Here is a 22,574-nt window from a genome sequence, read left to right on the forward strand (position 1 = left end):
CGAGATAATCGGGGTATGCGGTTCGACGTTCTCGGCCCCACCCGGATCCGGCTCGATGATGGGCGCGCGGTCGTCGTGGGCGGGCCGCGGATGCGCGCGCTGCTCGTGATGCTCCTGCTCGACGTGGGAAAGGTCGTGACCACCGAACGGCTGATCGGCGGCCTGTACGGCGCCGATCCGCCCGCGGGCGTCGCCAATGCCCTGCAGTCACAGGTCTCGCGGCTGCGCAGGGCACTCGGTGCCCAGGAAGTGATCGAGTTCCACCCGGCGGGCTACCGGCTCGTGGCCGGTGCCGATGCCGTCGACGCCCACCGCTTCGAGCGGCTCGCCGCCGAAGGCCGGCGTCTCCTGGCCTCCGGCGACTGCGGGCGGGCGGTCGAACCGCTGGGCGAGGCGCTCTCGCTGTGGCGCGGGCCCGTGCTCGCCGACGTGGCGGAGTTCCCGTTCGCCCAGGCGCCCTCGGCCAGGCTGGAGGAGCTCCGGCTCGACTGCGTGGAGGATCGCCTGCAGGCCGAGCTGGAACTGGGCCGCCACCGTGAACTGGTGGCCGAGCTACAGGAGCTGACCGCCGCCCATCCCCTCAGAGAGCGGCTGTACGGGCAGCTGATGCGCGCCCTGTACGGCTCGGGCAGGCAGGTCGAGGCGCTGGAGGTCTACGACAGGGCCAGACGGATCCTCGGCGAGGAGTTCGGCGTGGACCCGTCGGCGGAGCTGGCCGCCGTGCACCTGGCGGTGCTCAGGGCCGATCCCGAACTGACCGGCGCCCCCGTCGCCGGTGCCCCACCCCTCCGGTCGGGTCTGCGGGCCCCGCTGACCAGCTTCGTCGGCAGGGAAGGCGAGATGTCCGAGCTCCGCGCGCTGCTCGGCGAGGCGAGACTGGTCACCCTGGTCGGCCCCGGCGGCGCGGGCAAGACCAGGCTGGCCGGTGAGGTCGCCGCCGGGGAGCAGGGGGAGGTGTGCTTCGTGGAGCTGGCCCCCGTCTTCGACGGCGGGGAGGTGACCCAGGCGGTCCTCGGGGCGATGGGGGTCCGCGACGCCCGGCTGTTCCCCGGTCCCGGCCGGCCGGTACCCACCCCCCTTGCCAGGCTGGTCGCGGCGCTGGCCGACCGTCCGCTGCTGCTCGTCCTGGACAACTGCGAGCACCTGGTGGCGGAGGCCGCCGAGCTCGCCGACCGCCTGCTCGCCGCCTGCCCGGCGCTGCGCGTCCTGGCCACCAGCAGGGAGGCGCTCGGCATCACCGGGGAGGTGATCCACCCGGTCGCGCCGCTGCCGGTGCCGAGGGCCGGCACAGCTGCCGGGGAGGCCACGGCCTACCCGGCCGTGCGACTCCTCGCCGACCGGGCAGCCGCCGTGTGCCCCGGTTTCCGCGTCGACGACACCAACGTCGAGCAGGTGCTGGACATCTGCCGGGCACTGGACGGCCTGCCCCTCGCTCTGGAGTTGGCCGCGGCACGCCTGCGCTCCCTGCCGGTGACCGAGGTGGCCTCCCGGCTGGGCGACCGGTTCCGGCTGCTGTCGCGTGGCAGCCGCACCGCGCTGCCCCGGCACCGGACGCTGCGCGCCGTGGTCGCCTGGAGCTGGGACCTGCTCGACGACGACGAGCGGTCGCTGGCCGGGCGGCTGACCGTCTTCGTGGGTGGCGCGACGCTGGAGGCGGTCGGGCGGGTGTGCGGGCTGCCGGAGGCCGAGGCCGTCGACCTGCTGAGCTCCCTGGCGGAGAAGTCGCTCATCGAGCGGGTGGGCGGGCGCTACCGCATGCTGGAGACCATCCGCGCGTATTGCGCGGAACGGCTGGCCGAGACCGGCGAGACCGAGGCGCGCCGCGAGGCGCATGCCTCGTACTACACGGATCTGGCGGCCACGGCGGACCGCCGGCTGCGCGGCGCCGGGCAGCTGGAGTGGTTGCGAAGGCTGGACGAGGAGCGCGACGACCTGCACGCCGCGCTGCGCTGGGCCATCGACACCGGCAGGACCGGGCAGGGGCTGCGCCTGCTGGCCGGGCTCGCCATGTACTGGTGGATGCGGGGCCGCCGCTGGGAGGGCGCGGGCCTGGCCACCGACCTGCTCGGTGTGATCGGGTCGGCCCCGGTGGAGGGACTGGAGGAGGAGTACGCCATCTGCGTGCTCGTCGCCTTTGGTGGCGAGTCGCGGTCGCCCCGGCTGCTGGCCCTGCTGGAGGCGGCCGCACCGCTCGTTCCGGCGATCGACCAGCCGTACCGGTGGCCGTTTCTGGCCATGCTGCAGGCGATGTTCACCGGCCCGGTCGCGGACCTCCGCTCCCACCGGCCGCGGATCCCGGTCATCGCCGACCCGTGGGTCCGGGCTCTGTCCCACTTCGGCTGCGGCTACTTGCAGCTGTACGACGGCGACGCCGGGGGCGCCGAGCGCTCCTTCGAGGACGCGCTGGAGCTGTTCGGCTCCATCGGAGAGCGGTGGGGCAGTGCCCTCACACTTGCCGAACTCGCCGAGCTCGCCGACCTGCGGCAGGACGTGGCGGCGTCGCGCGCGCTGGCCGACGAGGCGCTCCGGCTGGCCGAGGAGCTCGAATCGGCCGAGGACATCGCGGATCTCATCTGCCGCAGGGCCCTGGGAATCGTGCGTGAGGGCGACCTCGCGACCGCTCACGCGGAGTACCTGCGCGCGGCCGTGTACGCCCGCAGGGCGGGCACGCCCGATGTGATGGCCAAGGTACGGCACGGGCTCGCCGAGGTCGCCAGGCTCCGCGGCGAGCTGGACGAGGCCCGCACCCTCGCCCGCGAGGCACTGGACCTGTGTCCACAGGAGTGGTACGCCGCCGAGGAGACGCGGTTGCGCATCACCGTCGAACTGGGCCGGATCGCCACGTCGAGCGGAGACGGGGCCGGGGCGAGGGCCTGGTACCGCGAGGCGCTGGAACCGGCGCTACACCGCTACCTGCTCGTGGCGGGTTCGGCGATCGAGGGCCTGGCGGAGGTCGTGCTGCTGGAGAACGACGTCCGGGGAGCGGCCCGGCTGCTGGGGGCGGCCACGGCTCTCAGCGGCGCCGCGGCGGCGCACCCGGACGCGGCCCGGGTCACGGCAGCTGTCCGCGCCCGGATCGGCGGCGCCGCGTACGAGAAGGAGTGGCGTGCGGGAACCCGCATGTCGCGGAGCGAGGTGCTTTCGATGCTCGAGGCATGACCATGTCCGGGTGACCCCGACCGCGCGGTCGTCGGTGGCCGTCAGCACGAGGTGCGCGGGCCGTCAGCGCCGACGATCACGATGGCGGGCATGACCGATCACCTCCCGATCACCGACCGCCGCAGGCGGGCGACCCTCGCCGTCGCCTGCCTGGCGGCGCTGCTGCTCTCCGTTGACGTCACAGTCCTGCACCTCGCCCTTCCCCAGCTGGTCGCGGACCTGCGGCCCTCGGCCACCCAGATCCTGTGGATCGGCGACGCGTACGGTTTCGCGCTCGCCGGCCTGCTGATCACGATGGGCAACCTCGGCGACCGGATCGGCCGCAGGAGGCTGCTCCTCATCGGCGCCACGGCCTTCGGGGCGGCCTCGGCGGTGACCGCCTACGCGCCCACCCCCGAACTGCTCATCGCGGCCCGCGTCCTGCTCGGCGTGGCGGGTGCCACGATCATGCCCTCCACCCTGTCGATCATCCGTAACGTCTTCACCGACCCGAGGCAGCGGACCACGGCGATCGGTCTGTGGAGCGGGATGGGCGCGGCGGGGTTCGCCCTGGGGCCGGTAGTCGGCGGTCTGCTACTCGATCACTTCTGGTGGGGGTCGGTCTTCCTGATCAACGTGCCGGTGATGGCGCTCATCGTGGTCGCGGGCCTCGCCGTGCTGCCGGAGTCACGCAACCCCGCCGCGGGGCGGGTGGATCCCGCGAGCGTGTTGCTCTCCCTCGTCGGCGTCACCTCTTTGATCTACGCTGTAAAGGAGGCGGCCGGTCACGGTCTCACGGATGCCGGAGTACCGGTGGCGGCGGTCGTGGGGATCGCCGCGCTGGTGATGTTCGCCCGGCGGCAGACTCGGCTGGCCGAGCCGCTGATCGACGTTCGTCTCTTCCGGCGCCGGGCCTTCACCGCGTCGGTCGGCGCCAACCTCATCGCCATCTTCGGCATGTCCGCGCTGTCGCTGATCTTCGCCTGGTACTTCCAGCTGGTCCTGGGCTGGTCGCCGCTGCGTGCCGGTCTCGCGGGACTGCCCGGTGGCCTGTCGGCGGCGGTCGGCGGGGTGCTGGCGGCCGGGTTGATCACCCGATGGGGCCGGGCCAGGGTGGTGGCGCTGGGCCTGGCGATGGCCGCCGCGGCCTTCGCCTGCTACAGCCGGGTCGGGCTCGACACCCCCTACCTCTACTTTCTCATTCCCATGATCGTCTGCGGGGTGGGCATCGGGCTGACGTTCGCGGTCACCAACGACACGGTGCTCGCGAGCGTGCCCAGGGAGCGGGCCGGTGCCGCGGCGGCGATCTCCGAGACCTCCTTCGAACTGGGCGGCGCGTTGGGCATCGCGATCTTGGGCAGCATCCTGACCGGTGTCTACCGGGGCGACCTCCGGCTCCCGGCGGGGGCGCCGGGCGAGGTGACCGCCGCCGCGGCGGAGTCGCTGCCCACCGCTCTGAGGGCCGCCGCGGCGCTCCCGGCCGAGCTGGGGGAGGTCGTCGCCGAGGCGGCCAGGCGGGCCTTCGTCACCTCGGTCGGGGTGACCTCGCTCGCCGCCGCGGTGCTGATCGCGGTCCTCGCCGCGGTCTCGCTCGCCGGTCTGCGCGGCGTGCCCGATGTGATCCCCGAAGAACTCCTTTCCGAACCGCGTAGCTGACCTGTAGGGCGCACGGATCACGTGGGTGCCGCGGCCCGCCACAATGGGGGCGATTTCACTTGTGGCAGGAGAGCCGTGAAATCCTGAGAAGTCAGGAAAGGGGAAGCGGATGGGATGCGCGCTTGTCACCGGGGCCTCGCGGGGGCTCGGTGCCGCCATCGCCGTGCGGCTCGCCGAGGACGGCTGGACCGTCGCCGTCAACTACGCCCACGACACCGCGGGTGCCACGGCCGTCGCCGAGCGTATCTCCGCGGCCGGGGGCCGGGCGTGCGTGGCCCGCTTCGACGTGACGGACGAGGAGTCGGTACGGCGGGGGATCGCGGAGGTGGTCGAGAAGGCGGGACCGGTCGAGATCGTGGTCAACAACGCGACCGGGCCCCAGCCGCTGGTCCCCCTCGCCGAGCAGACCTGGGAGCATCACCTCGACCAGCTCCGGTTCTTCGTCAAGGCGCCGCTGCTGATCCTGCGGGCCGTGCTGCCCGCGATGCGCGAGGCCGGCCGGGGCCGGATCGTCAACGTGGGCAGCGAGGTCGTCGACCTGGGCAATGTCGAGATGGGGCACTATGTCGCGGCCAAGGCGGCGCTGCACGGTCTGACCCGTTCCTGGGCCAACGAGCTCGGACGGTACGGCATCACCGTCAACACCGTCGAGCCCGGCTGGATACCGGTGGAGCGCCACGAGGGAATGGACGTCGAGGAGTACCGTGCGGGGCTGCCGCTGGGCCGGATGGGGGTGCCTGCCGAGGTGGCCGACGCGATCGCCTTCCTGGCCTCGCCCGGCGGCCGTTTCATCACCGGCCAGCGCCTGGCGGTCAACGGCGGCAACACCATGTCCTGAGGCGTGCGGGCCACCGCCGCCCCGCCTCCAGGACGCGTCGATCCCGTTTCCGGCCGGCGCTTGTTCCCGGCCCGCGGTTCACGTGCCCCTGGCCGCCCCCCGGTGCCCCTGTCCGAGCCGTCGCGAGAGCGCCGGTCGCCGGCCCATGTCCTGACGGCCGGCTGGTCCGCCCGGCTCGGACAGTGCCCGCCCAGCTTCTGAGAGCGCTCTCAGAAGGGTGGAGTTTGGGCCGTCCGGCCAGGGGTGATGTGGCTGTATCGCGTTGCGAATGGCCTGGTGGGCGGGGTTTGCAGGCCATGGGTCAGGCATCGAACAGGTGTTCAGTCGAGAGAGCGCTCTCGCGAAACTATTGACTCGGCAGCGTCACAGCGTAAGGATCTGCGAAGTGCGGACTCGGGGGCCGCCACGACCGTCGCTGTGCCTGGAGAACGGACCTTCGATGATCAGACCCTTCGCCCGGCCGGGCGCCAACCGGAGCCGGCTCGCGGTACTGGCGAGCCTCACAGTCCTGGCGGCCGGTGTCGCCGGAATCCCGAGCGCGGGCGCCGAGACCGCGGCGGGCGGCCGGCAACCGGTGATCGGCAAACCGGCCCTGGACGCCCGCGGCTGCGCCCGCATCGAGAAGAAGCTGCCCACCCTCGCCGAGTGGCCCAAGGTCGACAGCGCCATCGATCAGAACCGGTCGGACGAGAAGCGGGTGGCGAAGATCCTCGCGGGCATGACGCTCGCCGAGAAGGTCGGCCAGATGACCCAGCCGGAGATCACTGCGATCACTCCCGACGAGGTCAAGCAGTACTTCATCGGCTCGGTGCTCAACGGCGGCGGCGCGTGGCCCAACCGTGACAAGCACGCCGCGCCGAAGGCCTGGCTCGACCTCGCCGACGCCTACTGGAACGCCTCCGTCGCCACCCGGACGAAGATTCCCGTCATCTGGGGCATCGACGCCGTCCACGGCAACAACAACGTCTACGGCGCGACGGTCTTCCCGCACAACATCGGCCTGGGCGCCGCGCAGGACCCGTGCCTGGTGCGTGACATCGGGGCGGCGACCGCCAGGCAGATTCGCGCGACCGGCCAGGACTGGGCGTTCGCGCCCACCCTCGCCGTTCCCCTGGACGACCGGTGGGGCCGTACCTACGAGGGCTTCTCGGAGGACCCCCGGATCACCCGCGCGTACGGCTACGAGGCGGTCAGGGGACTGCAGGGCAAGCACCCGCGCGGCATCGGCTCCGACGGCGTCATCGCCACCGCGAAGCACTTCATCGGTGACGGCGGCACCGTCAAGGGCGTGGACCAGGGGGTCAACCCCTCGTCCGAGGCCGAGATGATCAACGTGCACGGCCAGGGCTACTACAGCGCGCTCGCGGCCGGCGCCCAGAGCGTGATGGCGTCGTTCAACAGCTGGACCAACGCCGACCTGGGTATCAACGAGGGCAAGCTGCACGGCAGCAAGCGAGCCCTCACCGACATCCTCAAGCAGAAGATCGGTTTCGACGGCATCGTCGTCTCCGACTGGAACGGCATCGGCCAGGTCGCCGGGTGCACCAACGCGAGCTGCCCGCAGGCGATCAACGCGGGCATCGACGTGGTCATGGTGCCCAACGACTGGAAGGCGTTCATCGCCAACACGATCGCCCAGGTCCAGAGCGGTGAGATCCCGATGGCGCGCATCGACGACGCGGTGACCCGCATCCTGCGCGTGAAGCTGCGCACCAACGTGCTCGACGGGCCGAAGCCCTCCAAGCGCGCCTTCGCCGGTTCCACCGACGCGCTGCAGGCGAGGAAGCTCGCCAGGGAGGCGGCGCGCAAGTCGCAGGTCCTGCTCAAGAACAACGGCAAGGTCCTGCCGCTGGCCGCGAACTCCAAGGTCCTCGTGGTCGGCAAGAGCGCCGACAGCCTGCAGAACCAGACCGGCGGCTGGACCCTCACCTGGCAGGGCACCGGTAACGTCAACGCCGACTTCCCCAACGGCACGACGATCCTCGGCGGCCTGCGCGAGGCGCTCGGCGCGGCCAACGTCACCTTCAACGAGACCGGCGAGGGCGTCGACCCCTCGGCGTACGACGCGGTCATCGCGGTGATCGGCGAGACGCCGTATGCCGAGGGCGTCGGGGACCTCGCACGGCGCTCGCTGGAGGCCGCCAAGATCTACCCCGCCGACCTCGCCGTGCTGGAGCGGGTCAGCGGCAAGGGTGCGCCCGTCGTCACCGTCTATGTCAGCGGCCGGCCGCTCTGGGTCAACAAGGAGCTCAACCGCTCCGACGCCTTCGTCGCCGCGTGGCTGCCGGGCACCGAGGGCGGCGGCGTCGCCGACGTGCTTGTCCGGGGCAGGTACCGCGACGGTTTCACCGGCAAGCTGCCCTACTCCTGGCCCAAGAGCGCCTGCCAGACGCCGCTCAACGCGGGCACCGAGGGCTACGACCCGCTCTTCCCGCTCGGCTACGGCCTGCGCAACGGCCAGACGGGGTCGGTCGGCACGCTCGACGAGACCGCGCCCGAGTTCGGCTGTGGCGGGCAGGGCGGCGGCGGTGAGGCGACCGAGGATCTGGAGATCTTCAACCGGACCGACATCGCGCCCTACAAGAGCTTCATCGGTTCGGCGGAGAACTGGGGCGGCACCGAGATCGGCGCCGACGGCCAGGCGTCGCACGCCGAGATCTCCGTGGTGCAGTCAGACGTCAACGTGCAGCAGGACGGCCTGAAGGCGACCTGGAGCGGCACGGGCCCGGCCCAGATCTACCTGCAGGACCCGGCGGGCGGCTCCGATCTTCGGGGCTATCTCAACTCCGGGGCGGCTCTGGTCTTCGACACGATCGTCCACCAGGCCCCGGCCGCCAGGACCGTGCTCAGCGTGCACTGTGTCTATCCGTGCTTCTCCGAGGTGGTGGCGACCTCCCTCTTCCAGGGACTCCCGGCCGGGAGCAAGGCGACGGTCAAGATCCCTATCGCCTGCTTCGCCGCGGGGGGCCTCGACCTTGAGGTGGTCAACACCCCGTTCCTCGTCTACACCGACGGAGCCTTCTCCGCCTCGTTCGCCAACGTTCGCTGGGTGCCGAAGGCGGCCAACGACCCCGACGCCAAGAAGTGTGAGGACCTGACCTAGGGCTCTTCGCACACGAGAGACGCGAGGGACGGGGTTCGGTGGTGTCCGGCCGCCGAGCCCCGTCCCTCGCGTCTCCGGTCCGGTCCGGGGACGCGGGGGTCAGTCCGTGGGAAGCAGGGTTCCGAGCGGTCCGAGATCGAGGTTGAGGTCGGAGGGCGAGAGCCCGAAGCGTTCGCACAGTTCGGTCATCGCCTCCTCAAGACGCATGAGCGTCAGGCCCAGCACCTCGACCTGCTCCTCGGTCAGGTCCCCCTGTTCCATCCGGCGCACGCACTGGCGTTCCACCAGCTGTCGCACGAGTTCGACGAGGGTGAGTACGAGGCGGGTCAGGTCCCGCTCGACCGCCTCGGGGTCGGTGTTCACCCGCCACCGGCCGCCCCGCGCCGCTCTCCGGGTGTTCCGGAAGCCCTCCCAGGTGTTCACGGAGTCCTTCCGCCCGCTCGCCGGAGTCCCTTTCGCCGGAGTCACTGAGTGCGCCCTGCCGGATGTCCTCCGCGCGGTTCGCAGGTCCTCCGCGGCGGCGCGGAGCCTCTCCCGGGTGACGCCGGGGTCCTCCGTCTCGCGAAGGTTCTCCGTGGGCGGGCCGTCGCCGGGACGGTTCACCGTGGGGACCCGTGGTCCGGTGGGTCGAGCGCACTCGCCGGGGCGGTCACGTCGGCGTCGGATGTCCGTACGACCGTGACCGCGCCCGGCGGGTGCACGGAGGGAATCGCGTCGGACGCCCGTACGGATGTGATCAGGGCACGCAGCGAGATGCGGACGAGGTCGATGTCGGCGATGGAGAGCACGAGGTCGCCGCTGACCACGACCCCGCCCGCCAGCAGCCGGTCGAGCAGGTCGACGAGTGCCACGCGCTCGGCGGGCAGGCGTCCCTGGGCGGCGAGCGCGGCGCCGCGCGGGCGGCGGTCAGGTGTCATCGGGCACCTCCCGGCCGGCCGTGCCGAGATCCAGCACGGTGAAGGAGTACGGCGCCCAGGGGCCGGTGAGCTCCAGGTCGATCCCCTGCCCGCGCAGGCCGTCGACGGCGGCGACGAACTCCTCGGCGTGATCCTCGTCGACGAGGTAGGCGCCGTTCAGCACCATCGGGTCCTCGCGGCCGGACAGCTCCGGATCCTGGGGCCGGTGCCGGTGGCTCGCGACGGAGGTGGCGGCCAGGGTGGCGTGGATGTGCTCCGCGCGCTCGGCCGCCTGGCGCCACGCGTCCTCCCGGTTGCGCAGGCTGGCCCGGCGGCGTTGCAGGTAGGCCGTCCCCGGCTTGCCGCTCTCCGCGGCACTCTCCCCTGCCACCGGCGAGTCGGCCGCGGCCGGGGCGGCGTACGCCTTCACCCCCCACTCCCTGCGCCCGGTGACGTGGGCGAGTACCGCGGCGAAGTCGTCGTGCCTGCGCCGTAGCAGGTCGCGGACCTGCTCCTCGCTGGTGTAGACCGTCACCAGCCGGACCGGTGCGGTGGGGGCCTCCTCCGCGACGGCCTCCACGACGTGATGGTGAGCGCGGGCCGTGTCTCCGACCCAGTCCAGATCCTCCAGAGAGCGCCGTAGCGGCTCCTCGCCGAACTCGTCCAGGGGCACCGGGCTCACGTACGCGACCAGGCCCTCGTGCGTGATCGCACGTACGGGCGCATCGGCCACGCCCGTCACGCCGGCGGGGAGGGCGCGGCCCAGGTCCTGGGCGATCGCGTAGAGGTACGTGCCCGCCTCAGCCATCGCGGTCCCCCTTTCTGGACCTTCTGGGCTCGCGAGGCTCCCGGTACTTCCTCGGCTCTTCGGCACCCCTCGACTCCCTGACCTCTTCGGGGGATCTCTCTCCCCATCTGTCCAGGGAGCGGCGCCTCGGGGTCTCCCAGTCCTCCTCCGCGGCGGCCAGCCGGTGGCGCAGGCGGCGGTTCTCCTCGACCAGGTCACGGTCCTGCGCGGTGAGCCAGGGATCGTGCTCCCACCAGTCGATGCCCAGCTCCCGCGCCGTGTCGACCGAGGCGATGAGCAGGCGCAGCTTGATGGTGAGCAGCTCGATGTCCAGCAGGTTCACCCGGATGTCACCCACGATCACGATGCCTCTGTCCAGCACCCGCTCCAGGATGTCGGCGAGATTGGCGGGCTCCCGCCCGCCGGACGCTCCCCGGCCGTAGGGCTGGGAGAACGCGCCGCCGGGGCGTGCCACCTCGGCCATGTCAGCTCGCCTCGCCGCTGTCGGCCCTGCCGCGCCGGTAGCGCTTCACCCTGCGGTACGACAGCAGGTCCCCCTCGGGACCCAGCTCGACCTGGTAGAGCGCGAGCATGTCGCCCGACGAGGGGATGTGCCGGTCCTCGACGACCTCGACCTCGACCAGCCAGCCGCCCTCCGTCGGTCGTACCTGTGTCACCCCCTCGGTGTCCTTCGAGGTCAGCTCGGCGATGTTCCGCAACCCGGTCGTTCCCGCGGTCGCCGCGGACAGGGCAGGAGAGCGCCGTCCCGGACGGCGGGCCTTCGCCTGCGGCCTGTCCTCCTCCAGGTCCTCCTCGTCCTCGACCTCCTCGTAGGACTCCTCGTCCTCCTCCGGCTCCTCCTCCGCGCCTTCCTCGTCGAAGGCCTCGTCGTCGGAGGTCTTGTAGGAGTCGTCGGCAGGGCGCTCCGCACGGGTTCTGCGCTTGACAGGCACGGGATCGCTCCCCTCGTCGTCTCTCCGCTCTCCGCCGGGCCGTACCGGCGGCGGTCCGGGCTAGGTGATCATCTCTCGGAGGATCCGCTCCGCGGCCATGGACTCCTCCTCCTCGGAGATCTCGCCGGATGCCCTGGCCTCCGCGAGCTCCTCCAGGCGGCGTCTGACCGCCGCGGGGCTCCGCAGTTCCATCTCGGCCTGTTCCTCAAGCAGCTCCGCGAGCCGGATCAGCCCGCGCAACGGCGCGAGCGGCAGACTGAAGATCAGTCCCAGTGGGTCCATGGTCGATCACCTGCTTTCAGGGCCTGACGAAGTCGTACGGTGCCAGCGGACCGAGCAGGCGCAGCCCGACCCGGCCCGCCCACCGGGTTCCGAACTCGGCCAGGGCCTCCTCGATCTCCGGCTGCCGGTCGGTCTGCGCGAGCAGGGCCAGATGGGCGGCGTCCTGCTCATGGGTGGGTTCGCGTACCACGATGGCGACACAGAGTGGGGTGAAGGCGTCGAGCAGCGCGGCGGTGTCGGCCTCACGCTTGGCCGCGATCGATGTGTTGATCAGCTCTCCGAGCCGCATCCTGGTGTCCCACGTCACCTCTTCGGGGCGCCCGCGGATCTCGTCGCGCAACCTCGCCGTCTCGGGATTCTCCTCCAGGACCTCCCGCAGGATCGTCTGCTCGACATAGCGCCCTTTCACGATGTACTCCGCTCGGCCCTCCAGTTCGTTCAGCGTGTTGAGAAAGTCGTCGTGGTACGGGGTGAGCAACTCGTCGACGACCGCCTGCGCGTCCGTTACCACCGCCCCGAAGCGGAGCGGGAGCACGGGTACCTCGGCGGCGGCCTCGTCCAGCAGCCGCTGGTGGGCCATGAGATCGTCCGGCCTGCCCAGCGGGCGGTCGGTGGGGACGTCGCTCACCAGGGCGGCGATCTCGCCGTACCGCACCAGCCGGACCTGGCCGGGAGGATCTCCCACGCCGAGGGTGTCCGGGGTCAGCTCGACATCCGCGGGAACGATCCCGTAGATGTAGGAGCCGGCTCCACGCTCGGGAGCGCCGGATCTCTCCGACCCGGTGGGCCTGGGCCGCTTATCGGAACCGGTGTCACGCCGTCCGGACGCCTGGTGCTTTTCGGACTTCGATCTGTCGGACTGGACGGTCCCGGACTTTCCACTGGGATCGCGCATCTCACTCCTCCCTCCGTCGTCTGCGCCGGGGGGCCGGTTCGCGCTCCTCTTCCTCCTCGAACTCCTCCTCCTCGGACCCGCCGGTCAGGCTGCGGAGCTTCTCCCCGGCCGCGTCCAGCAGCCCGTCCGTCGCGCCCTTGACCTTCGCCTTGCTGCCGCTCTGGGTCATGTCCTGCATCAGCTCCGGCAGCCCCTTCTGGCTGCCGACCTGGGAGAGGTCGAGGCGGTTGACCGCCTCCGCGAAGCGCAGGTAGGTGTCAACGCTGGCCACCACGATCCGTACGTCGATGGTCAGGAGTTCGATCCCGACGAGGGAGACCCTGACGAAGGCGTCGATCACGAGCCCCTTGTCGAGGATCGTCTCGATGACGTCGGCCAGACCCGATGAGGATCGCGCTCCGCCCCCCGAAGGTTGGACAATGGTCATGGTGTTCCTCTCCGGTACCTCCTTCGATCACGCCCTGGTGGCCGTCTTGCGACGGGCGGGACGCCTGGGCGGTTCCTCCTCCGATCTGCGGGACGCGCCGGAACCGCGGCGTCGCAACGGGCGCCTGGGCGGCTCCTCCTCTTCTGGCTCCTCTTCTTCCTCCTCGTATTCGTTCTCTTCTTCCTCGGGTTCCTCCTCGCCGGGCTCTTCTTCGAGTTCCTCTTCTTCCTCGGGGCCCTCTTCCTCTCCCTCGGGGCCCTGGGCCTCCTCCTCTTCCCGGAGAGCCGTCTCCTGGTCCTTGACGACCTTGCTGTCGTGGATCTCGCCGCGCCAGCCCTGAAGGTCGTCGGGGTGCAGGAGCACCTCGTTCATGACGTGCCTGCGGAAGTGCTTGAGTTCGAGGCGTGCGCGCCTGCCCTGGGCGCGCCACAGGTTGCCGGTGCGCTCGAACAGGCCCTGCGGGTGGTACTCCAGGACGAGCAGGATCCGGGTGAGCTCGGGGGCGATCTCGTGGAAGGTCACGGCGCCGTCCACGTAGCCCTTCGCACCCTTCGAGCGCCAGATGATCCGCTTGTCGGGCACCTGCTCGATGATCGTCGACTCCCAGTCGCGGTGGGACAGGAAGACCTGTGCCTTCCAGTGCAGCTTCTCGTCGGACGGCTGGTCGACGTTCTCGACCTTCTTCATGAACTTCGGGAAGTCGCCGAACTGGGTCCACTGGTCGTAGGCCATCCGGACCGGAACACCGATGTCGATCGTCTCGACGATGTTCATCAGCTTCAGCTTCTTGCCTTTACCTCCCTTTCCGCCCTTGCCTCCGGTGATCTTCTGCATCAGGCCGCCGACGGCCATCTTGCCCAGTCCCTTGATCAGGCCCCCGGCCATCGATCCTTTCGAACCGCCACCTGTCACGGCGCTCATCAGGCTCGATCCGTCGCCTCCGGCATAGTCGGTCAGCCGGCCGGTCACGCCCTTGACCTTGTCACCCACCGATGACAGCGCCCGCTCCCCGGCGGCTCCGAGGAGATTCTGGAACTCGTGGGTGAGCCGGTCCATGGGGGACTCCTGGCCGTTCTGCTGCTTGGGCCGGTCCGTTGAGGTTTCAGCCATCGAGATCACCCCCGTGCCCTGGCGGGTGCCCGCCTGGTGCGCGGCGGTGCCGATCCACGGCGGGAGGGGGCCCGGCTCCTGGGCCTGGCCGGCGCTTCCTCCTCTTCCTCTTCCTCTTCCTCTAGCTCCTCTTCTTCCTCCTCCTCGGGCTCTTCTTCCTCTTCTTCGTCCCTCGGCCGGGACTTCTCACGGGCTCTCGTGGCCTTCCCACGGCGCTTCCGGCGTACCTCGGGCTCCTCTTCCTCTTCTTCCTCTTCGGCCTGCTCAGGGTTCCGCAGTGACTCGGCCCGGTCGTGCAGCCTGCTGCTCAGCGAGTCGATCTGCGTGCTCACCGCTGCTTTGGCGGCGTCCTTGCCCGCGTCCAGGAGATCGCTGCGAACGCTTTCGATGATCTTTTCCACTTCCGGAGAGGAGGTGAGCATCTTCAGCCCCTGCTGCAACAGGTCGCCCTTGCCGGCGCGCAGATGGCCGGTCACGCCGGCGATGGCCAGCGCCGCCGCCAGTCGGTATTTCCCGCGCCCCAGAAGGTAACCTCCGGCCACGGCGAGGACCATTCGCACTGCGTTGTTCACGATCACCACTCCTTGTCGATTGTCCTGCTGCGGAGTCCGTCTCATCTCTTCGAGTCCTCGGGGCCGGACCCCGCCGGCGCACCACGGAGAAAGACGACATTGACCAGAGCCGACGCCCGTTGCGGTGAATGTGGGAAGAGCATTCCGTTCCCACAATTTCATTTCCCCATACCCTAGAAAACCCCCATAAAAGCACATATGGGCAAAAAAGGGATAAAAGGGATATTGCTCTGGCTGGGCCTCCCTCGGGGGCCGGATTCCCGTCGTGGGCCGGGGGGTGGAATAACCGCCCATCCGCCTCTGGTCTACGGCAGAGGTTGAGAGTTCAATGATGTGTTGGGGCCAACGGCGGAGCTTTGTAACAAGTGAAGCCAGGTTCCCGGAAAGATTTGGTCAAGATTCCTAAGACGAATGAGCCGAGACAGGAGAGAGGCGCTTAAAAAACGGGCACAACCACCTCGTTAACCCGTAAAGCGGAGGTACAGCCCTGGTGAGAAGATCGAGGGCCGGGTTCGCCTTGGTTGCCATGACGGTTGTTTCCACCATGGTCGGCGGGCTCACGGGATGTGCACGTGCGGAGTTCACCTACGTCCGCCACGACGACGGGCAGACATACTTCAAGGTTCCGGCGGCCTGGCAGAAGGTCGACCAGACGGCGCTGGACAAGGCGACCATCGGAGCCGACCTCGAATCGGCCACCGCGCAGCTGCGCAAACAGCTCATCTGGTCGACCGCCTACGACGCCCACAGCAAGCCGTCTCCAGATCACCTGCTCGGCTACGGCACCGAGGACGAACCATTCGTCTTCGCCCGGATCGCCAAGCTCCTCCCCGAGGAGCAGGACGCGCTCTCCCTGAACAGCATGCGCAACTCCGTCCTGCCCGTCACCGAGACGGTGCGCAAGGAGTACGCGGAGATCCCCGGCTACCCGCTGAAGGACTTCGAGCTTCTCGCCGACGAGGTGCTCCAGCCCGGAGACGGCCTGCGCGGGGTGCACGTGCGGTTCAACTACGCGATCGAGGGCGCCGGGACGGAGACCTTCGACCTCACCTCCTATCTGGCCCCGGACGGCAAGCAGATCTCCACCCTGCTGATCCGCTGCTCGGCCGCCTGCTACCGGAAGCGCGCCGGGGAGTTCGACAGGATCGCGCAATCTTTCAAGGTCAAACGACTCACCGGGTGAGGAGAAGCCCGTACATGAAGTCACCTCCGCAGCCCCCCACCTTCGAAGGACTACGGGCCCCCGGCTCGGGTCCGACGGACCCGCATCCCGACAAGCGTAAGAAGATGCCGTTCTGGGATCGGATCAAATTCCTCCTCATCCTGACGATCATTTATTTCATCCTGGTGTGGAGTGAGATGGCCTCATTCGAGGGCATCATGACGTTCCAGGATGCGATGATCACCACCGCTGTCGCGGCGCCGTGGATCTTCTGGCTCCTGGGCGCCGAGTTCCTGCGCCAGCTCCACTTCTTCGTCAGCGAGCGCTCCGCCGGATACAACCGGTTCTGGACGCGCGGTGTGTTCGGCGGCTTCGAGCGCTGGACCCACCGCCGCTTCTCCGACTGGAATCGCTTCAGGATGGCACGTGCCATCAAGTGGCTGTTCTGGATCGCGGTGCTCGCCCTCATCCTCGGCGAGGTGCTGGACACCTCTCCCGCGCTCGCGCTGTTCCAGGCGCCCGCGCTGCTCTGGCAGGCGCTGCCGTACATGGCGCAGCTCGCCTTCGCGTTCTTCTTCATCGCCTTCCAGTTCATCGGCCTGTTCTGGCTGCTGTCGCGGGGCGGCGTGGAGACCTACTTCCCCGACGACATCAAGACCCGCTTCACCGACGTGTGGGGCCAGGACCACGTCGTCGAGCGGGTCAAGGAGAACATCGTCTTCCTGGAACGGCCGGACGCGATCGAGGAGCGCGGTGGCTACGTGCCCAGCGGCCTGCTGCTGTGGGGCCCGCCGGGCACCGGTAAGACCCTGATGGCCGAGGCCGTGGCCGGGGAGACCGGCAAGCCGTACGTGTTCGTCGACCCCGGCGCGTTCGTCAACATGTTCATGGGCATCGGCATCCTGAAGGTGAAGTCGCTGTTCAGGAAGCTCCGCAAGCTCTCGCTGCGGTACGGGGGCGTGATCGTCTTCTTCGACGAGGCCGACTCCCTCGGACGGCGTGGCTCGCTGGCGCAGCAGGGGCCCAGGGGCGGCCCCGGATTCTCCCCGCACGCCGCCGGGTGCCATGGCTTCGGCTACCTCAGCGAGGACACCCGCTGGTTGCTGACCCGCAAGGGCGCGGCGGAGCGGGAGGAGCCGGACACCGGCCGCAGCCGCTTCATGATGGGTGGCATGGGCGGCGGAGGCGGCGACCCGGGCACGCTGCAGGCGCTGCTCACCGAGCTGTCGGGCCTGAAGAAGCCCCGGGGCATCGTCAACCGGCATGTGAGAAGGCTCTTCGGCATGCGGCCCAAGCCGCCGCCGAAGTACCGGATCCTGGTCATGATGGCCACCAACATGCCCAACTCGCTGGATGAGGCGCTGCTGAGGCCGGGCCGTATCGACCGCATCTACAAGGTGGGCTACCCGTCGAAGGCGGGCCGGGTTCGCACCTACCGGGGCTACTTCGACAAGGTCGACCACGAGCTGACCGACGAGCAGCTGGACAAGCTGGCGACGATCACGCCCTACGCCACCGGTGCCACGATCAAGGACCTGGTGAACGAGTCGCTGATCACCGCGATCCGCGACGGCCGGGAGGTCATCACCTGGTCGGACGTGACCAGGGCCAAACGGCTCAAGCAACTCGGGCCGCCCGAGGACGTGGAGTACATCGAGCGCGAGCGGCACGCGGTCGCCGTGCACGAGGCCTGCCACGCCGTGGCGGCCTACCGCACCCGCTACCACCTCGAGATCGACATCGCCACGATAGAGAAGGGCGCCGACTATCTCGGCATGGTCGCGAGCATCAAGCCCGAGGACCAGTTCACCCGCTGGAAGTCCGAGCACGAGGCCGACATCATGGTCTCGCTCGCCTCACTGGCGGGGGAGCGGATGTTCTTCGGCGAGGACAACTCCTCCGGCGTCTCGGGTGACCTGTTCTCGGCGACGTACCTCACCGCGCTGATGGAGGCGCACTGGGGCATGGGGCGCGGGGTGACCTCGGTGCCCGCGCTGCAGGAACTGGAGATCATGGGAGGCAAGTCGATGCCCAAGCCAGGCGGCGGTGGCATCGGTTTCACCAAGACGCCGGGTGGCGGGCAGTCGCCGGCCCCCGACGTGCTGGGTGAGCGCATCGAGTTCAACCTGGTGCGCCTGCTGGACCGGACCGAGGAACTGCTGCGGGAGCACCGGAGAGACGTCCTGTGCCTGGCCCACGCGCTGGAGACGCACAAGACGCTCAACGGTGACGACGTGGTCGCGATCCTGGAGCAGAGGCAGGGGCCGCTGGTCGACGGCTCGGTCTATCTCTCGGACGACTTCTACGCCGAGATCGAGGAGTATCACCTGGAGGCGGCGCGGGCGCATCGCGAGCACAGCCACGTGTCGCGCACCCTGCCCGTCCCGGCGGTCCTGCTCAGGCTCGAACCCGCCGTCGCGGTCGTGCAGGGAGCGGTGGTGACGGGCAACGGCCACGGCGCCACGATGTCGGCCGGGCCGGCCTCGGCGGTCGCGGCCGAGCCGGACTTCGTGCCGTGGGGTGACGGCGGTCCGGTGCCCCGGCTGTCACCGCCACCGCCCGTGCCGTTGCCACAGCCTCCGCCGTCCGGCGTTCCCGCGCCGCGGGGTGGGCGGCTGAGGGTGGTGCTCCTGGTCGTGGCCAGCCTGGTGGCGCTGGCGGCCTTCACCCTGCTGGGCGTGTACCTGCTCAATGGCGGGAGTGTCGTGATGGGCGAGGCGGGCTCGCTGGAGTCCGGCACGCTCCCGGTGGTGCTCGTCGCCGTACTGGCCGCGATCGTGGGAGCGGGCATCGTCGCCGCGGTCACCCGGGGATCGCGGGCCGCCAGGGCCAGGGCCGAGGCCCAGCGGGACAGCGCCGTGGAACGGGCACAGTTGCTCGCCGCGGCGATGGACCCCGAGATCGCCATGCGGGTCCTCGGCTACAAGGGCACCGATGAGCGGCCCCCGCGCTGAGGGCTTCGAACACGCACAGCCCGCCGGGCCGAGGCCGCGGGCGGGCTGCGCGGTGGGGAGGTTCCGGGGGAGCCGGTGAGCCGGTTCCCCCGGAGGCCCGTCAGTCGAACTCGCCGTCCTTCACGCCGCCGACGAAGGCGTCCCACTCGCTTCGGGTGAACGCCAGAGCCGGGCCGCCCGGATCCTTGGAGTCGCGGACGAGGTAGAGCCGATCGGCGTCGGCCTTGTGTCGGGCAACGGCCGGATCACCGGGGACGACCGCCACCTCCACGCAGTCGCCTCCGTTGGTGCTGCGACCGCTCTTACGCCACTCGGCGTCGGACAGATCCATCGTGGACCCTCGCACTTTTTCTTCCTTCTACGGCTAGGGGGAGGAAAACCTTCTCGCCATCTGGGCGATGAAGGCCGCCGACTCCTCCTGACCGAGTGCCATCTCGCAGAGGCTCTCGAACATGGAGGCGTATCGGCTGACCTGCTCCGGGTCGTCCGGCACGAGCCCGCTCGAGGCCTGCTCCAGATAGAGCAGGTCGGGAACCTCGGGCTCGGGGAAGCTGAGCAGGCAGAACTTGCCGTCCATCGCCGCGTGCGCCCCCGCGGAGAACGGGGCGACCCGGATCTCCACGTTGGGCAGCGCGCCGAGGTGGACGAGATGTTCCAACTGCTCCGACATGACGTCGCGCCCGCCGATCTGACGCCGGATCACTGCTTCGTCGAGCACCGCGACAAGGTGGATCGGGTCACCGGGTCCGTGCAGCAACCGCTGGCGCGAGATGCGCACGGAGACCGTCTCCTCGACCTGGGAGGGGGTCTGGACAATGGAGGTCGCCTCGATCACCGCGCGTGCGTACGGTTCGGTCTGCATCAGGCCGGGAACGACGAGCGGCTCGTACGAGCGCACGAGCGACGCCTCCGCCTCCAGCCCGATGTAGGAGTCGAAGCCCGGTTTAAGGGCTTGGCGGTGGGGATGCCACCAGCCGCGCCGCCGGGCCTCCACGGCCATCTGGATCAGGGAGTCACGTGCCTCCCCGGTCACGCCGTACACATCGGTGAGGGCCGACACGTCCGAGGGGCGGGGACGGGTCAGGCCCGTCTCGTATCTCCAGACGGTGGTGTCGGTGGAGCCGATCCGCTCGGCCACCTCCACCCGTGTCAGCCCGCTGTCCTTTCGCAGACGGTTCAGTTCAGCCATCAGGCGGCGATGACGGGCCGTGGGGCTGCGTCGAGAAGCCACGCATCTACCTCCCTCCGTCCTTTGATAGCAAATCTGTGGAATCTCAACATGAGGTATTGCAGTCCTTGATAGAACAGTTCACCGTGAGTGAGTGTGCCATCTCAGACGGCGATGTGCATGGGATATGCGTGTCGGGGAGTGAGGTCAACCATGACGACCGGACGGCAGGCCGTCTCACCTCGATCCACGGTGACCCTCAAGGGGGTCCCGGAGTCGGTGTCGATGGCGCGAAGCCGGGTCAGGGAGCTTCTGGGCGAGGGGCACCCCGCGTCCGACGACGTCATTCTCCTGGTGAGCGAGGTGGTGACCAACTCCGTGCTCCACTCGGGTTCCGGAGGGGGCGGAGAGGTCGCGATGACCGTGGCGGTGGGATCGGCCGCGGTGCTGGTCGAGGTCTGTGACGCCGGGTCCGGCGCGTCGATGCCGCACGTGCGCAACGACCCCGAGGCGGAGGGCGGGCGAGGCATGTTCCTGGTGGACCTGCTCGCCGACAACTGGGGCATCCAGGACGACGCTCCCGAGGGCGCCAGGACGCTCTGGTTCGAGGTCGTCTTCTGATCTCGGGACGAAGGGTGTGCGGCTCCTAAAATTTGGGCCTTTGCTAATCAACCTCCCTGTCTGACTCTCAGTGGAGGCACGCGACAAATCCCTAGAGTGCGTGCCTGAGGAGGACGCAGGTGAGACGCCGTCTGATCGTGGTGTTCGCTGCTTTGGCGCTGTTATGTCTTGGTGTTAACGGGGTGGGCGCCTCGGCCGAGCCGCAACCGAACAGCCAGTACAAGGTCCAGGGGCCGAGCACCTCCCAGCAGCGAAGCGCGATCGCGGCCACCGGTGCCGCGATCGATCAGGTCGATGCCGACTCGGTCGTGGTCACCGCCAGCGAGGCCGAGGTCGCCGAGATCAAGAGACTCGGCCACACCGTCACGAGGATTCCCAGGTCCTTATCCCCGACCGGGGCCGAACGGCGCTCGGACTTCCCCTCGGCCGACTCCGGCTACCACAACTACGCCGAGATGACCGCCGCGGTGAACCAGATCGTCGCCGACCACCCGACGATCGCCCGCAAGATCAGCTATGGCACCTCGTACGAGGGACGCGACCTGATCGCCGTCAAGATCAGCGACAACGTCAACACGGACGAGAACGAGCCCGAGGTGCTGTTCACGCACCACCAGCACGCTCGCGAGCACATGACCGTCGAGATGGCGATCTACCTGCTCAACCTGTTCACCGACGGCTACAGCACCGACAGCCGCATCGCCAACCTGGTCAACACCCGCGAGATCTGGATCATGCCGGACCTCAACCCCGACGGTGGCGAGTACGACATCGCCACCGGTTCCTACCGCTCCTGGCGCAAGAACCGGCAGCCCAACTCCGGCTCGTCGTACGTGGGCACCGACCTCAACCGCAACTGGGGCCACCAGTGGGGTTGCTGCGGCGGCTCCTCCGGCTCCAGCTCCAGCGACACCTACCGGGGTTCCGCGGCCGAGTCGGCTCCCGAGGTCAGGGCGGTGGCCAACTGGGTCCGCAGCAGGGTCGTCGGCGGCGTGCAGCAGATCAAGTCGCACATCGACTGGCACACCTACGGTGAGCTGATCCTGTGGCCGTACGGCTACACCTACAACGACACCGGCCCCGGCCTGACCCAGGACGACCGCGACGCCCACGCGACGCTGGGCCAGAACATGGCCACCACCAACAACTACACCCCCCAGCAGGCCAGTGACCTCTACATCACCGACGGTTCGATCGACGACTGGATGTGGGGCGTCTACAAGATCTTCAGCTACACCTTCGAGATGTACCCGACCGGTTCCTCGCCGGGCTTCTACCCTCCCGACGAGCAGATCGTCGCGCAGACCACCCGTAACCGCGAAGCCGTGCTCCGCTTCCTGGAGTACTCCGACTGCGTCTACCGCATCATCGGCAAGGAGTCGCAGTACTGCGGCACCGGCACCCCGCCGGTGACCGTCTACTCCGACGAGTTCGAGACGGCGGCCGGCTGGACGACCAACCCCTCGGGCACCGACACCGCCACCTCGGGCCAGTGGGAGCGCGGCGTCCCGCAGGCCACCACCTCCAGCGGCGCCAAGCAGCTCGGCACCACGGTCAGCGGCACCAACGACCTGGTCACCGGCAGGCTCGCGGGCACCGCGGCGGGCGACTACGACATCGACGGAGGAGTCACCAGCATCCAGTCACCGGCCATCACCCTGCCGTCGACCGGGACGCTGAACCTGTCGCTGTCGTGGTATCTGGCGCACGGTTCCAACTCCTCCACCGCCGACTTCCTGCGGGTGAAGGTCGTCGGCTCCACCACCACCCAGGTGTTCCAGCAGCTCGGCGCGGCCGCCAACCGCAACGGCGCCTGGGCGGTCGCCACGGCCGACCTCTCCGCCTTCGCGGGCCAGACGGTCCGCATCCTGATCGAGGCCGCCGACGCCTCGGGTGCCTCGCTGGTGGAGGCCGGCATCGACAACGTCAAGATCACCCAGCAACCCTGATCCTCCGCCGGGGCGCCTTCGCCGAGGGCGCCCCGAGCCCTTCACCGGTGGGCTCGGGGCCGG

At 69.6% G+C, this 22,574-nt stretch carries 20 protein-coding genes; 8 read left to right on the top strand and 12 right to left on the bottom strand.

The features are described 5' to 3' along the window. Positions 1–15: 15 nt before the first annotated feature. From ACWD3H_RS36600 to ACWD3H_RS36615, 4 genes are all read left to right on the top strand, one after another. The gene (locus tag ACWD3H_RS36600) at positions 16–3,159 is read left to right on the top strand and encodes a BTAD domain-containing putative transcriptional regulator (protein WP_451958262.1); all 3,144 of its coding nucleotides are present in this window, start codon (positions 16–18) and stop codon (positions 3,157–3,159) included. A gap of 90 nt (positions 3,160–3,249) precedes the next feature. Next, complete coding sequence (locus tag ACWD3H_RS36605) at positions 3,250–4,794, top strand: MFS transporter (RefSeq protein WP_451958263.1); 1,545 nt, start codon at positions 3,250–3,252, stop codon at positions 4,792–4,794. A 109-nt stretch (positions 4,795–4,903) separates the two neighbouring features. Further along, entirely contained in the window at positions 4,904–5,632 is a 729-nt protein-coding gene (locus ACWD3H_RS36610) for an SDR family oxidoreductase (protein WP_451958264.1), read from the top strand. A gap of 439 nt (positions 5,633–6,071) precedes the next feature. Continuing rightward, the gene (locus ACWD3H_RS36615; protein ID WP_451958265.1) at positions 6,072–8,735 is read left to right on the top strand and encodes a glycoside hydrolase family 3 N-terminal domain-containing protein; all 2,664 of its coding nucleotides are present in this window, start codon (positions 6,072–6,074) and stop codon (positions 8,733–8,735) included. Between the two features lie 99 nt (positions 8,736–8,834). Here the strand turns inward: ACWD3H_RS36615 and ACWD3H_RS36620 are convergent, their stop codons facing one another. The 10 genes from ACWD3H_RS36620 to ACWD3H_RS36665 form a co-directional block, all read right to left on the bottom strand. Next, complete coding sequence (locus tag ACWD3H_RS36620) at positions 8,835–9,158, bottom strand: gas vesicle protein K (RefSeq protein ID WP_350952796.1); 324 nt, start codon at positions 9,156–9,158, stop codon at positions 8,835–8,837. Positions 9,159–9,334: 176 nt separating this feature from the next. After that, positions 9,335–9,652 (bottom strand): gas vesicle protein, encoded by a 318-nt coding sequence (locus ACWD3H_RS36625; protein ID WP_451958266.1) that lies wholly within the window; start codon positions 9,650–9,652, stop codon positions 9,335–9,337. Continuing rightward, positions 9,642–10,439, bottom strand: coding sequence for a GvpL/GvpF family gas vesicle protein (locus ACWD3H_RS36630; protein WP_451958267.1), 798 nt, complete (start codon positions 10,437–10,439; stop codon positions 9,642–9,644). Before ACWD3H_RS36630 ends, ACWD3H_RS36625 begins: the two co-directional genes overlap by 11 nt. Then, positions 10,432–10,902, bottom strand: a complete 471-nt coding sequence (locus tag ACWD3H_RS36635; RefSeq protein ID WP_451958268.1) for a gas vesicle protein — start codon at positions 10,900–10,902, stop codon at positions 10,432–10,434. The genes ACWD3H_RS36630 and ACWD3H_RS36635 overlap by 8 nt, the downstream gene beginning before the upstream one ends. A 1-nt stretch (position 10,903) precedes the next feature. Next, on the bottom strand, positions 10,904–11,371 hold the full coding sequence (gvpO, locus tag ACWD3H_RS36640) for a gas vesicle protein GvpO (protein WP_451958269.1): 468 nt from the start codon (positions 11,369–11,371) through the stop codon (positions 10,904–10,906). A 60-nt stretch (positions 11,372–11,431) separates the two neighbouring features. Beyond that, the gene (locus ACWD3H_RS36645) at positions 11,432–11,653 is read right to left on the bottom strand and encodes a gas vesicle protein GvpG (RefSeq protein ID WP_350916352.1); all 222 of its coding nucleotides are present in this window, start codon (positions 11,651–11,653) and stop codon (positions 11,432–11,434) included. A gap of 16 nt (positions 11,654–11,669) precedes the next feature. Continuing rightward, a complete protein-coding gene (locus ACWD3H_RS36650; RefSeq protein ID WP_451958270.1) occupies positions 11,670–12,548 on the bottom strand; it encodes a GvpL/GvpF family gas vesicle protein in 879 nt (292 codons plus the stop codon). 1 nt (position 12,549) lies between these two features. Then, a complete protein-coding gene (gene gvpJ / locus ACWD3H_RS36655; RefSeq protein WP_451958271.1) occupies positions 12,550–12,975 on the bottom strand; it encodes a gas vesicle protein GvpJ in 426 nt (141 codons plus the stop codon). Between the two features lie 27 nt (positions 12,976–13,002). After that, positions 13,003–14,085, bottom strand: coding sequence for an SRPBCC family protein (locus ACWD3H_RS36660; RefSeq protein ID WP_451958272.1), 1,083 nt, complete (start codon positions 14,083–14,085; stop codon positions 13,003–13,005). A 5-nt stretch (positions 14,086–14,090) separates the two neighbouring features. Beyond that, the gene (locus tag ACWD3H_RS36665) at positions 14,091–14,657 is read right to left on the bottom strand and encodes a hypothetical protein (RefSeq protein WP_451958273.1); all 567 of its coding nucleotides are present in this window, start codon (positions 14,655–14,657) and stop codon (positions 14,091–14,093) included. A 526-nt stretch (positions 14,658–15,183) separates the two neighbouring features. Between ACWD3H_RS36665 and ACWD3H_RS36670 the strand changes: the two genes are divergently transcribed. Both ACWD3H_RS36670 and ACWD3H_RS36675 read left to right on the top strand, forming a co-directional pair. Next, a complete protein-coding gene (locus ACWD3H_RS36670) occupies positions 15,184–15,840 on the top strand; it encodes a hypothetical protein (protein ID WP_350952810.1) in 657 nt (218 codons plus the stop codon). A gap of 14 nt (positions 15,841–15,854) precedes the next feature. Further along, complete coding sequence (locus ACWD3H_RS36675) at positions 15,855–18,773, top strand: AAA family ATPase (RefSeq protein ID WP_451958274.1); 2,919 nt, start codon at positions 15,855–15,857, stop codon at positions 18,771–18,773. A gap of 100 nt (positions 18,774–18,873) precedes the next feature. Here ACWD3H_RS36675 and ACWD3H_RS36680 read toward each other — a convergent pair whose 3' ends face one another. Beyond that, positions 18,874–19,104 (bottom strand): DUF397 domain-containing protein, encoded by a 231-nt coding sequence (locus ACWD3H_RS36680; RefSeq protein WP_030922935.1) that lies wholly within the window; start codon positions 19,102–19,104, stop codon positions 18,874–18,876. 33 nt (positions 19,105–19,137) lie between these two features. Continuing rightward, the gene (locus ACWD3H_RS36685) at positions 19,138–19,962 is read right to left on the bottom strand and encodes a helix-turn-helix domain-containing protein (RefSeq protein WP_350916373.1); all 825 of its coding nucleotides are present in this window, start codon (positions 19,960–19,962) and stop codon (positions 19,138–19,140) included. Between the two features lie 192 nt (positions 19,963–20,154). Between ACWD3H_RS36685 and ACWD3H_RS36690 the strand changes: the two genes are divergently transcribed. Both ACWD3H_RS36690 and ACWD3H_RS36695 read left to right on the top strand, forming a co-directional pair. Then, positions 20,155–20,562 carry an ATP-binding protein gene (locus ACWD3H_RS36690; RefSeq protein WP_326641744.1) on the top strand — a complete coding sequence of 136 codons (408 nt, stop codon included), beginning with the start codon at positions 20,155–20,157 and terminating at the stop codon, positions 20,560–20,562. A gap of 119 nt (positions 20,563–20,681) precedes the next feature. Further along, positions 20,682–22,511 carry a M14 family zinc carboxypeptidase gene (locus ACWD3H_RS36695; RefSeq protein ID WP_451958275.1) on the top strand — a complete coding sequence of 610 codons (1,830 nt, stop codon included), beginning with the start codon at positions 20,682–20,684 and terminating at the stop codon, positions 22,509–22,511. The last annotated feature ends 63 nt before the right edge of the window (positions 22,512–22,574 follow it).

Source organism: Streptosporangium sp. NPDC002607 (assembly GCF_053592655.1).

Excerpts from the sequence above, each read along its gene's own strand:
- ACWD3H_RS36645 (WP_350916352.1), bottom strand. The coding sequence starts at position 11,653 with ATGGACCCACTGGGACTGATCTTCAGTCTGCCGCTCGCGCCGTTGCGC.
- ACWD3H_RS36675 (WP_451958274.1), top strand. The coding sequence starts at position 15,855 with ATGAAGTCACCTCCGCAGCCCCCCACCTTCGAAGGACTACGGGCCCCC.
- ACWD3H_RS36680 (WP_030922935.1), bottom strand. The coding sequence starts at position 19,104 with ATGGATCTGTCCGACGCCGAGTGGCGTAAGAGCGGTCGCAGCACCAAC.
- gvpJ (WP_451958271.1), bottom strand. The coding sequence starts at position 12,975 with ATGACCATTGTCCAACCTTCGGGGGGCGGAGCGCGATCCTCATCGGGT.
- ACWD3H_RS36670 (WP_350952810.1), top strand. The coding sequence starts at position 15,184 with ATGACGGTTGTTTCCACCATGGTCGGCGGGCTCACGGGATGTGCACGT.
- ACWD3H_RS36660 (WP_451958272.1), bottom strand. The coding sequence starts at position 14,085 with ATGGCTGAAACCTCAACGGACCGGCCCAAGCAGCAGAACGGCCAGGAG.
- ACWD3H_RS36605 (WP_451958263.1), top strand. The coding sequence starts at position 3,250 with ATGACCGATCACCTCCCGATCACCGACCGCCGCAGGCGGGCGACCCTC.
- ACWD3H_RS36690 (WP_326641744.1), top strand. The coding sequence starts at position 20,155 with ATGACGACCGGACGGCAGGCCGTCTCACCTCGATCCACGGTGACCCTC.
- ACWD3H_RS36600 (WP_451958262.1), top strand. The coding sequence starts at position 16 with ATGCGGTTCGACGTTCTCGGCCCCACCCGGATCCGGCTCGATGATGGG.
- ACWD3H_RS36615 (WP_451958265.1), top strand. The coding sequence starts at position 6,072 with ATGATCAGACCCTTCGCCCGGCCGGGCGCCAACCGGAGCCGGCTCGCG.
- ACWD3H_RS36630 (WP_451958267.1), bottom strand. The coding sequence starts at position 10,439 with ATGGCTGAGGCGGGCACGTACCTCTACGCGATCGCCCAGGACCTGGGC.
- ACWD3H_RS36625 (WP_451958266.1), bottom strand. The coding sequence starts at position 9,652 with ATGACACCTGACCGCCGCCCGCGCGGCGCCGCGCTCGCCGCCCAGGGA.
- ACWD3H_RS36650 (WP_451958270.1), bottom strand. The coding sequence starts at position 12,548 with ATGCGCGATCCCAGTGGAAAGTCCGGGACCGTCCAGTCCGACAGATCG.
- ACWD3H_RS36610 (WP_451958264.1), top strand. The coding sequence starts at position 4,904 with ATGGGATGCGCGCTTGTCACCGGGGCCTCGCGGGGGCTCGGTGCCGCC.
- ACWD3H_RS36635 (WP_451958268.1), bottom strand. The coding sequence starts at position 10,902 with ATGGCCGAGGTGGCACGCCCCGGCGGCGCGTTCTCCCAGCCCTACGGC.
- ACWD3H_RS36685 (WP_350916373.1), bottom strand. The coding sequence starts at position 19,962 with ATGGCTGAACTGAACCGTCTGCGAAAGGACAGCGGGCTGACACGGGTG.